This window comes from Bradyrhizobium sp. AS23.2 (assembly GCF_001908185.1).
GTDB lineage: Bacteria > Pseudomonadota > Alphaproteobacteria > Rhizobiales > Xanthobacteraceae > Bradyrhizobium.
The window spans coordinates 1-10,454 of sequence record NZ_LGHM01000095.1 but is presented as its reverse complement, the minus strand read 5'-3'; the positions used below and the strand labels follow the sequence as shown (position 1 = coordinate 10,454).

Here is a 10,454-nt window from a genome sequence, read left to right as displayed (position 1 = left end):
TTGCGGGGCCCGCAAGGGGGGAGGGAACGCAGTTGAGCTCGCGGCGATACTCCGTCTCACACCGCCGCCGCCCGCAAATGCTCCACCAGCATCTTCGCCGGCCTGGGCAGCGTCTTGAAGCTGCGCGCGCAGATCACGAGGCGGCGGTTGGCCCAGGTATCGCGCAGGCGGACCATGGCGAGCGGCATCAGCTTGGCGCAACGGCGCGCGGCGGATTCCGGCACCAGCGCGACGCCGACATCGGCGGCGACCATCTGGCAGATCGCGTCGAAATCGCGCAGGCGCGCGCGAAAATGCGGGCGCATGCCGAGCCGCGCCGCATGCTTCGAAATATGGACCTGGAGCGCGGTGGCGCTGGTCAACCCGACGAAATCGCAATCGCCCGCCTCCTGGAAATCGATCTGGCGGCGGCCGGCAAACGGGCCGCGGCGCGAGGTCACCAGCGTCAGGCGATCCTCGCTGAAGACGAAGCGCTCGATATGGTCGGGCAGCGCATGCTCGGCGGCGAAGCCGAGATCGGCGGCGCCGGCGGTGATCGCGGCCGCAATGTCGGTGCTCTCGCGCTCCTCGATGTCGATGGCAACGTCGCGATGCTCGTGCAGGAAGCCGGCCAGCGCCTTTGGCAGATGCTCCGAAAGGCCGGAAGTGTTGGCAAGGAAGTGCACACTGGCGCGCACGCCGCTGGCGTAACCCGCAAGATCGCCACGCATGGCCTCGACCTGGTGGATGACGAGCCTTGCATGATCGAGCAGGCTTTCGCCGGCCGCGGTCAACTCGACCCCACGCCGCCCGCGCTTGAGCAGCGTGACGCCGAGTGCGTCCTCGAGCCCCTTGATCCGCGCGCTGGCCGAGGCCAAGGCCAGATGCGAGCGCTCCGCGCCGCGGGTGATGCTGCGCTGGTCGGCAACCGCGATGAAGAGCTGGAGGTCGACGAGGTCGAAGCGCATGGCAGGTCTCCGCAGCCTTCGGCCAGATCGAAGGCTATCTCCGTAACCTCCAGATTGTGCCGGCGCACGGCTTCGGTCAATGTGCCGACATGATCGACCCGCTCCTCATTCTCATCGCCGCCGTCTTCCTGATCGCCGGTTTCGTCAAGGGTGTCGTCGGGCTCGGCCTGCCGACCGTCTCCATGGGCCTGCTCGCGGTGAGCATGGCGCCCAATCGCGCGATCGCCATCGTGATCGTTCCCGCCATCGTCACCAACATCTGGCAGACCTTCGTCGGCCCATACTTGCGCGACATCCTGAGGCGGCTGTGGCCGCTGATGATGGGCACCGTAATCGGATGCTGGCTCAATGCCGGCGCGCTGACCGGCCCGCATGCGCGCTACGGCACCGTGGTGCTCGGCGTCCTCCTCGTGATCTACGCGATCATCGGGCTCAGCAAATTTCAGTTCCGCGTCGCGCCGCAGAACGAGAAATGGGTCGGCGGCGTGGTCGGCGTGATCACCGGCGCGATCTCGGCCTCGACCGGCGTGCAGGTGATTCCGTCGATGCCGTTCATGCAGGCGATCGGCATGGAGAAGGACGAGCTGGTGCAGGCGCTCGGCGTGTTCTTCACGACAGCGACGTTGGCGCTCGCCTTCAACCTCACCGCCAGCGGTCTGCTCACCCCGGCCAATGCCGTGCCTGGGGCCATCGCCATGGCCATGGCCTTTGCGGGCATGTTCATCGGCCAATCGGTGCGGGCGCGGATGCCGGCGGAGGCGTTTCGCCGCTGGTTCCTGATCGCGATGATCCTGCTCGGCCTTTATCTGGCCGGCGGCGCGCTGGCGAAGGAATTCGCTTGAGAGCTTCTCATTTTGAGCATGATTTCCCCGCAAACGCGTTCCGCGTTTGTCGCGGGCGAAAACCGCTCCACACCTTCCGGGATCATGCTTACCGCGTCTCCAGCATGGCGACGCGGATGCCGAGATAGATGAAGAGGCCGCCGAGCGCACGGTTGACCCAGGCGATCGCGCCTTCGGAGGTCCGCAAGCGGTGCGCGGCCTTCGCCGCGAACGCCGCCAGCACCAGGCACCACAGCGTCCCCGTGCAGATGAAGATCAGGCCGAGGGTCAGGAAGGCGAGCGGCTTGTGCGAGGAGTCGACTGCGACGAACTGCGGCAGGAAGGCCAGGAAGAACAGCGCGACCTTGGGATTGAGCGCGTTGGTGAAGACGCCCTGCAGGAAGATCCGCCGCAGCGAGCTCTTCACCGGGTCGTCGATGGCCGACGCCAGCGCCGGCCGCGACCACAGCATCTGAAGCCCGGTCACGACGAGATAGGCCGCGCCGACCAGCTTCAGGATCGAAAAGGCGGTGGATGAGGCCATCAGCAGGGCCGAAAGGCCGATCGCCGCGCCCGCGACATGGAAAAAGCAGCCGCAACTGATGCCGAATGCGGCGGCGGCGCCGCCCCGCCAGCCCATCTGCACGCTGCGGCCGATGACATAAACCGAGTCCGGTCCCGGCGTGATGTTGAGCAGCACCCCCGAGAGGACGAAGAGCCAGATTTCGTGGATACCAAGCATAAGAGGCCCCCATCGCCCGGCCGGGCGCTCCAAATTCCGCTTAATCGGTCCAGGCGCCGCCGTCCACCGCCGCGATTGCGTGGAATTTAACTCGAATTTGCATTGCGGATGATACTTTCGTTCGGCCTCATCTGCTCTATAAAGGCAGGGTTCTTGAAATGCGGGATTCGCGGCGACTGCCACACCGTGGCCGGTCCCCCTCCCCCTTGGAGCTCCGGGGATATGGAAAGACGTCTGGCCGCCATCGTCTGCGCCGATGTCGCCGGCTATTCGCGCATGATGGGCAACGACGAGGCCGGCACCCATGCCGCCTTCAAGGCCCATCGCAGCGCGATCCACCCGATCATCCTCAACCATGGCGGCCGTGTCGTGAAGAACACCGGCGACGGCTTCCTGCTGGAGTTCGCCTCTATCGTCGGCGCCACCGAGGCCGCGATCGCAATGCAGACGCTGATGGCGGAGCGCAACCATCATCTGCCGGCCGACCGCGCCATGCAGTTCCGCCTCGGCATCCACATGGGCGACGTCATCGCCGATGAAGACGAGGTGTTCGGTGACGACGTCAACATCGCCGTCCGCCTCGAATCCGTATCGAGCCCCGGCGGCTTCGCCATCTCGGCCAAGGCCTACCGGGAGGCGAGCAAGCATCTCGCCGTGCCACTGGTCGATGCCGGCAATCATCGCTTCAAGAACATCAGGGATGCGGTCGGGGTCTGGACCTGGACGCCCGAGGGCGCGCCGGCGCTTGCCCCCGAGCTGAGGGAGGCGTCGGCCCTCTCGCAGCAGTACCGTACCGCGATCGTCGGCGTGCTGCCCTTCACCAATCTCAGCGACGCCCAGGACGAGTATTTCTCCGACGGCCTGACCGAGGACCTGATCCACGCGCTGTCGCTGCAATCCTTCTATCGCGTGCTGAGCCGCAACTCGACCTTCGCCTTCAAGGGCAACAACGTGAGCACCCGGCTGATCGCGCGCGAGATCGATGCCACCTACCTGATCCAGGGTTCGGTGCGGCGCGCCGGCGCCAAGATCCGCGTCACCGCCGAGCTGATCGCGCCGGAGACCGGCGAGCAGCTCTGGACCGGGCGCTACGACCGCGACATCGGCGACCTCTTCGCGATGCAGGACGAGATCACCACGAACCTGTCCGCCGCGATCGCCACCGAGATCGTCCGGGCTGAAGCCTCGGCGCCGGCGCGGCTCTCCACTGACGTGACGGCCTGGGACCGCTTCCTCAAGGGACTGTCGCACTACTACCGGCCGACCAAGGAAGATCTGCACGTCGCCATCGACCTGTTCCGGGAAGCCATCGGGCTCGACCCCAAGCTGTCGATCGCGCACGCCTATCTCGCCACGATCCAGATCCAGAGCATCCAGTTCGGCTGGATCAAGGGCACGCGCGAGATGTGGGCCGAGGCGATGAACCTCGCCGAGACCAGCGTCCGGCTCGACCCGCGCTCCTCCTTCGCGTTCTCGATCCTGTCCTGGGCTCACGGCATGGAGGGGCACTACGAGGCCGCGATGGACGCCGCCAAGCGCGCCGTCGCTCTCAACCCCTACGACATGGGCGCGCGCGGCGTGCTCGGCATCTGCCACTTCATCATCGGCGAGCACCGCGAGGCGATCGAGCTGTTCTCGATGGCCGCACAGCGCGACAACAGCGATCCGCGCTACCAATGGGCGACGCTGAACGCCTTCAGCCATTATCTGCTGGGCAAATATGACGCGACCCTGTCGTGGGCCCGCGAGCAGCTCTACATCAACCCGAATCACATGCAGGCGCTGGCGATCCGCGCCGCGGCGCTGGCGCAATTGGGGCGGAGTGGCGAGGCGGCCGAGGCCACCGGCGTGCTCATGGGCAACTACCCGACACTGAACGTCGACCGTCACCTGCGCAATTTTCACTGGAAGCGACCCGACGACATCGCCCATTACCGCGAGGGGCTGCTGAAAGCAGGCGTGCCGCTCGGCAAGCTGACCCTTGTCCAGAGCGACCTCAAACGCGCCGCCGAATCCTGAAGGCCAGGCCGCGCTCGGGTGGCAATCTCCCGTCCAGCTTTGTTGACACCACAGTGAATTCAGCCACACTTCGTCACACGCGGAAGTAGTACAGTCTGCTGCCGGTTTGTTAGGACTTTCCGCGCTTTATTGGCGTCATTTCGCGAATCGCCGTTTTCAGGATTTTGGGCCATGCACGACCCTGCTTCGAAGCCTCCCTTCGACCCCTCAATCCAGGTCTCACCGAACAATCCCTGTCCCTTCCTGCGCGGCCTCGTCGGCGAAGGCTTTGTCGACGGCGGGACCGTGCCGCTCGGCACGCTGTCGCAGACGATCGCCAATGCAAGCGGCGAGACCGGGCCGAAGAAGGCGTTCGCCCGCCTCCAGGTCCGCGGCGTGGCGCTCATCGCCAACGGCATCAGTCACATCCTGAAGAGCATCTTTTCAGGCGCGCAGCTCGACGCGCTGCGCGGCGGTCCGCTCGACAAGCTCGGCGCCGGCTCGCGCATTCTCGGCGTGGACGGCAAGGTCAACGAGGACGAGATCGCGCGACTTGCGAGCTTCGGCCGGCCTTACACCGATCCGACCGACGGCCGCTCCGAGACCGGCCTCAACGCCTCGGAAATCGGCGTCTTCATGCGCGACAATCTCAAGCGCGCCGGCAGCGCCGCCCGCTGGTACTATCCGCTGTTGATGAAGTTCGAATGGCCCATCCTCCTGAAGATCATGGGCAAGGACACGAAGGACGACCGCTATCTCAGCGTCGCCGACGTGCGCACGCTGTTCAACGAGCGCAAATTCCCTGTCAGCATCAATCAGCGGCTGGTATCGCAGCCGGTGCTGTCAGCCTGCCAGCGCACGGTGCGCGGCGTCCTCAAGCTCGCGGCCTTGCTGATCGCCCTCGGTCTCGTCGCCCTGGTTGCCGTCGCTGAATTCCCCAACCAGGTCCGCGCCATGCTGCCGCAGAATGGAAAGCTCGCGCAGCTGCTGCCGCCGCCCTTGCCCAAGCTCACGGAGACGACGGCAGCCTTCTGGCTCGAGCAAAACTGGTCGCTGAAGGACCGGCACTGGTTTCATCATGCCAGCCAGGGCACCGCTACTTTTCCGGTGCCCTATAGCTGGTTCATCGCGCTGGAGCAGCCACGCCTTCATCTGATCTCGCAGCCGGGCATGTTGAAGGACAGCGCCTATCTCGAGCGCTTCGGCTTCATCCCGAGTCCGCAGTCGATCCAGACCGACGTGTCGACGCTGCGCAACTTCGGTTACGCCAATGTCTATGAGACGGCGCAGGTAGCGGACTGGTCGACCCGCTGGACGCCGGCGGAGAACGTCGACGGGCTGCCGGTCGGATTTGCGCGGATGACCGGTGTCGTCGACCCCAGGACGGGCCGTCGCGAAGACGACAAGATCGGACTGACCTGCGCGGCCTGCCACACCGGCCAGATCCACTACCAGGGCATTGACGTCCGCTTCGACGGCGGCCCGGCGATGACCGACCTGAAGAAGCTCGAGCTCGCGACCGGCCTGTCGATCGCCTACACGCTGTACGTGCCGTTCCGCTTCCAGCGCTTTGCCGACCGCGTGCTCGGCCGTGAAGCCAGCAAGGCGGACCGCGATGCCCTCAAGCAGAAGCTCAGCGCGATCGGCAAGTTCCTGATCGACTGGCAGAACAAGTACGACGATACGATCAAGCACAAGCAGACCTGGGACAAGAAGGTGCAGAAGGACACCGAGGAAGGGTTCGGCCGCCTCGACGCCCTCAATCGCATCGGCAACCAGGTGTTTTCGCAGGATCTCGCGTTGAGCGGGGTCAACGGCTTCGAGAAGAACCTGCATGCCCAGGACGCGCCGGTCAGCTATCCCGCGATCTGGACCGTGCCGTGGTTCAAATTCGCCCAGTACGACGCCTCGATCGAGCAGCCGCTGATCCGCAACGCCGGCGAGGCCCTCGGCGTGACGGCGCTGCTCAATCTGTCCGACGCCTATCCGGAAGACAGGCTTTGGCGGTCCTCCGTTCATATCAACACGCTCGGCTGGATCGAGGACATGCTCAGAGGGCCCGATCCGTTCAAGTCGGCCGAGCCGAAGTTCGGCGGCCTGCTGGCGCCGCAATGGCCGTCGCAGATCCTCGGCGACGCGTGGAGGATCGACGCGAAGCGGGCCGAAAAGGGACGCGCGATCTACACCGAGATGTGCTCCGGATGTCACCTGCCGGCCGTCAACACCCCGGCTTTCTGGTCCTCGGGACATTGGGAGGCAAGCGGCGACAGCAAGGTCCTGAACGCGGTGACGATCCCGCTCGACGAGATCAAGACGGATCCCGAACAGTCGCTCGTGCTGGGTAACAGGATCGTCGACGTGCCTGGCTTCCTGAAAGTGAATACAGCCGACCTCAAGAATTGGTGGCAATGCGACACGTCAACCGCGAGCTCGCCGACCGAGATGGTCTACGCGCTCGGCCTCATGACCGTCGTCGACCTCATCGCCCGCAAATGGATGGACGACGCGAACACTCCGGACGCCGAGCGAGCGAAATTGTGGAATCTCGCGCGCAAGAACTGCCCGAACACGGCGCCGGGACCGCGCTATCGCGCGCGGCCGCTGAACGGCATCTGGGCCACGGCGCCCTATCTGCACAACGGCTCGGTGCCGTCTCTGTATTGGTTGCTGAAGCCTGCAAACGAGCGCCCAACGAAGTTCTGCATGGGCCACCGCGACTATGATCCCGTGACCGTCGGCTTTGCGGTCAGCGCGGACGAGCGCTGCAAGACGGGCGAAACGCAATTCTCCACGACGGGACCTGACGGCCAGCCGATCCAGGGCAACAGCGTGCTCGGCCATTCCTTCGAGCGCAGGGAAGGTGAACCGAAACGCCCCGGCGTAATCGGCCGCATGTTCAAAGACGATGACGAGCGCTACGACCTGATCGAATATTTGAAGACGCTGTGAGTTATCGCCTCACTTCTCTCCACTTGCGGGGCGAGGGAGCACACCGTCTCTCACTTGAACAGCGGCGTGCCGGGCACGAAGGCGTCGAAGGCGGCCCAGAACTGCGAGCGGTAGCGGTCCTGCTCCTGCAGGATCTCGTGCTTGGCGCCGGCGATCACGAGATGCGAGCCGGCGCGCAAGTGGTAGGCGAACTCCTCGATCGCCGCGGTCGAGACCACGGTGTCGTTGGAAGCCGCGAGCATCAGGATCGGCTGGCGGATCTCGGAGGGGTAGTTCATGCCCTTGAAGGTGTTTATCGCGCGGAAGGCGGTATCGGCCCAGGCGACCGTCGGTGACGCCAGCCCGAGCGTCGGGTCCTCCTCCAGGATCGCGGCATTGCGCGCATAGCGCACGGGATCGCTGGTCAGCGGATTGTTGATGAAGGGATCGAGCCCGGTGATGCGGTCGCTGCCGCCGGGGACATAGCGGGCGCCCATCCCCAACATTCGCATCGTCTTCAGAAGCGCCCGCGCCGGAAACGAGGTGGTGCGGCCGGGCAGGTCGATCATCGGCGCCGACAGCACCATGCGGTCGAACCAGCGCTTGCCCGCATGCGCGACCCGCAGCATGACCGTGCCGCCCATGGAATGTGCGAGCGCGAAGAAGGGCGGCGGGCAATCCGGCAGCACCACCTGCTGCACGAAGGTCTCAACGTCGATCTCGAAATCGGAGAAGTCGCGCACATAGCCCTTGCGCGGATCACGCAGGCGGCGCGAGGAGTGGCCCTGTCCGCGCCAGTCGATCATCGCCACCGCAAAGCCGCGGTCGCGCAGGTCGCGCACGGTCTCGAAATATTTCTCGATCTGCTCGCTGCGCCCGGTGAACACGCAGACCGTGCCCTTGCGGTTCGCCGGCGGCGCCCATCGCGCAAAGCGCAGCTCGGCGCCATCGGGAGTCTTGATGGTGCCGCTGACGACGTCTTCGGGAACGGGATTGGACGGAATCGAGACCAGCGTCATGATTGAGCGTGCTTGGGCGCGAAGTACTGGAAATCAAGGGGCGGGAGCGCCGAAGAGGGGCCAGTGCCGCCCTCTTGAACGCCGTCTGGACTCACCCATATCACCTTCGTGCAGGCCGCTACCAGTGTTTCGGAACCGGAACATCAGGCTGCACACAGACTAAAGCCCGGCCCGATTGGCGGGCGGGTTATTTTGAACAGTCGCTCAATGGAGGACTTGACCATGCGTAGCTACGACCTCACCCCCTTCTATCGTTCCACCGTCGGCTTCGACCGCCTCTTCAACCTGCTGGATCAGGCGGGTTCGGACGGCAGCCCCGGTTATCCCCCCTACAACATCGAGCGCACCGGCGAGAACGACTACCGCATCACCGTTGCGGTCTCGGGCTTCTCCAAGGATGAGCTCTCCATCGTCGCGAAGGAAAACACGCTGACGATCAAGGGCGAGAAAGTCGCCAACGAGAACAGCAAGAACGAAGTGCTCTACCGCGGCATCGCCGCGCGTGCCTTCGAGCGCGCCTTCCAGCTTGCCGACTTCGTGCAGGTGAAGGACGCCTCGCTCGAGAACGGGCTGCTTCACGTCGACCTCGTACGCGAGATTCCCGAAGCCAAGAAGCCGCGCCAGATCGCGATCAACACCAGCGCGCCGAAGGCGCAGGTGATCGAGAACTCGGCCGCGCAAGCCGCCTAAGCACACAGGCAGCGTCCAAGTTGCGAAAGCGCCCCGGTGCCCCGGGGTGCTTTTTTTCGTTCGTTTTGGATGGCTTCACAGAGCTGTGAGGACGCGTAACGCCGCCACCTCGCGTACCGTCCTTCGGGCATCGCACCCGGAACAGGACGGAGCACGATCATGTCCCTTTGGCGCAGCCTTTTCGTCGCCGCGAGCCTGCTGGCGGCCTCCCTCAGCCTTGCTCATGCGCAGACGCCGCAGACCGTGAAAGCGAAGAACGTCGTGCTGGTGCACGGCGCCTGGGCCGACGGGTCGAGCTGGTCCGAGGTGATCCCGATCCTTCAGGCCGCAGGCCTCAACGTCACCGCCGTGCAGAATCCGCTGGGATCGCTCGCCGAGTCGGTCGAGGCGACCAAGCGCGCGCTGGCCGAGCAGGATGGTCCGACCGTGCTGGTCGCACACTCCTGGGGCGGCACCGTGATCAGCCAGGTCGGCACCGACCCGAAGGTCACCGGCCTCGTCTACATCGCGGCGCGCGCGCCTGACGCCAACGAGGATTTCGTCGCGCTGTCGAAGCAGTTTCCGACGGGCCCGGCACGCGCCGGCATCGTCGAGCGCGACGGCTACACCAAGCTCTCGGAAGACGCCTTCCTGAAGTATTTCGCCAATGGCGTTAAGCCGGAGCAGGCCAGGGAGCTTTACGCGGTGCAGTGGCCGACGGCGGCCTCGATCTTCGCCGGTCGCACCACCGAGGCTGCATGGCACTCCAAGCCGAGTTGGTATGCGGTGTCGAAGAACGACTACACCATCAATCCCGATCTCGAACGCTTCCTCGCCAAGCGCATGAATGCAACCACGATCGAACTCGATGCCGGCCACCTCTCGCTGGTGTCGCATCCGAAAGAGGTGGCGAATTTGATCCTGGAAGCGGCAGGCTATGGACGAAGCTGAATGCCGATCACGGTAAAGCAAAAAGGCGTCCGAAATCTTCGGACGCCTTTTTGTTTGCTCAACTCCCTCCCGATGTCGTCCCCGCGAACGCGGGACCCATAACCCTTGGGAGAAGTTTGGCGAAGACTCATCGTCCGGGACTCGCACCGCTGGCCAACGATAGATTCCGCGCTATGGGTCCCGGCGTTCGCCGGGACGACACCGAGAGTGTGGCCGGCGCCGCCGGGCCAAACGAGCAGCGCACTAATCCAGCCCCTGTGCGGCCGGCATCTCCTGCGTCGGCAAGATCGTCGCTGACGGCTTCGCCTGGCCGACGGTCGGCGCGGCGGCTTGCGGCGCGGCCTCGGCGGGCTTTGCCAGCACGGCGGCTGTCTGCGGC

At 65.1% G+C, this 10,454-nt stretch carries 8 protein-coding genes; 5 read left to right on the top strand and 3 right to left on the bottom strand.

Going from position 1 to position 10,454, the window contains the following annotated elements:
* Window positions 1-56: 56 nt before the first annotated feature.
* Window positions 57-947: a LysR family transcriptional regulator gene (locus tag AC630_RS20730; RefSeq protein ID WP_074120328.1), complete on the bottom strand. Its 891-nt coding sequence runs from the start codon at window positions 945-947 to the stop codon at window positions 57-59.
* A gap of 89 nt (window positions 948-1,036) precedes the next feature.
* Between AC630_RS20730 and AC630_RS20725 the strand changes: the two genes are divergently transcribed.
* On the top strand, window positions 1,037-1,789 hold the full coding sequence (locus tag AC630_RS20725) for a sulfite exporter TauE/SafE family protein (RefSeq protein ID WP_074120327.1): 753 nt from the start codon (window positions 1,037-1,039) through the stop codon (window positions 1,787-1,789).
* An 88-nt stretch (window positions 1,790-1,877) separates the two neighbouring features.
* On the opposite strand, the gene AC630_RS20720 is transcribed toward AC630_RS20725, so the two are convergent.
* Window positions 1,878-2,510: a LysE family translocator gene (locus tag AC630_RS20720; RefSeq protein WP_074120326.1), complete on the bottom strand. Its 633-nt coding sequence runs from the start codon at window positions 2,508-2,510 to the stop codon at window positions 1,878-1,880.
* 222 nt (window positions 2,511-2,732) lie between these two features.
* On the opposite strand from AC630_RS20720, the gene AC630_RS20715 reads away from it, so the two are divergent.
* Together AC630_RS20715 and AC630_RS20710 are read left to right on the top strand one after the other, a co-directional pair.
* Window positions 2,733-4,529 carry an adenylate/guanylate cyclase domain-containing protein gene (locus AC630_RS20715; RefSeq protein ID WP_074120325.1) on the top strand — a complete coding sequence of 599 codons (1,797 nt, stop codon included), beginning with the start codon at window positions 2,733-2,735 and terminating at the stop codon, window positions 4,527-4,529.
* Between the two features lie 171 nt (window positions 4,530-4,700).
* The gene (locus AC630_RS20710) at window positions 4,701-7,457 is read left to right on the top strand and encodes a di-heme-cytochrome C peroxidase (protein WP_074120324.1); all 2,757 of its coding nucleotides are present in this window, start codon (window positions 4,701-4,703) and stop codon (window positions 7,455-7,457) included.
* Between the two features lie 50 nt (window positions 7,458-7,507).
* On the opposite strand, the gene AC630_RS20705 is transcribed toward AC630_RS20710, so the two are convergent.
* On the bottom strand, window positions 7,508-8,455 hold the full coding sequence (locus AC630_RS20705; protein ID WP_074120323.1) for an alpha/beta fold hydrolase: 948 nt from the start codon (window positions 8,453-8,455) through the stop codon (window positions 7,508-7,510).
* Window positions 8,456-8,677: 222 nt separating this feature from the next.
* Between AC630_RS20705 and AC630_RS20700 the strand changes: the two genes are divergently transcribed.
* On the top strand, window positions 8,678-9,145 hold the full coding sequence (locus AC630_RS20700; RefSeq protein WP_074120329.1) for an Hsp20 family protein: 468 nt from the start codon (window positions 8,678-8,680) through the stop codon (window positions 9,143-9,145).
* Window positions 9,146-9,304: 159 nt separating this feature from the next.
* Entirely contained in the window at window positions 9,305-10,075 is a 771-nt protein-coding gene (locus AC630_RS20695; RefSeq protein ID WP_074120322.1) for an alpha/beta fold hydrolase, read from the top strand.
* Window positions 10,076-10,454 lie beyond the last annotated feature (379 nt).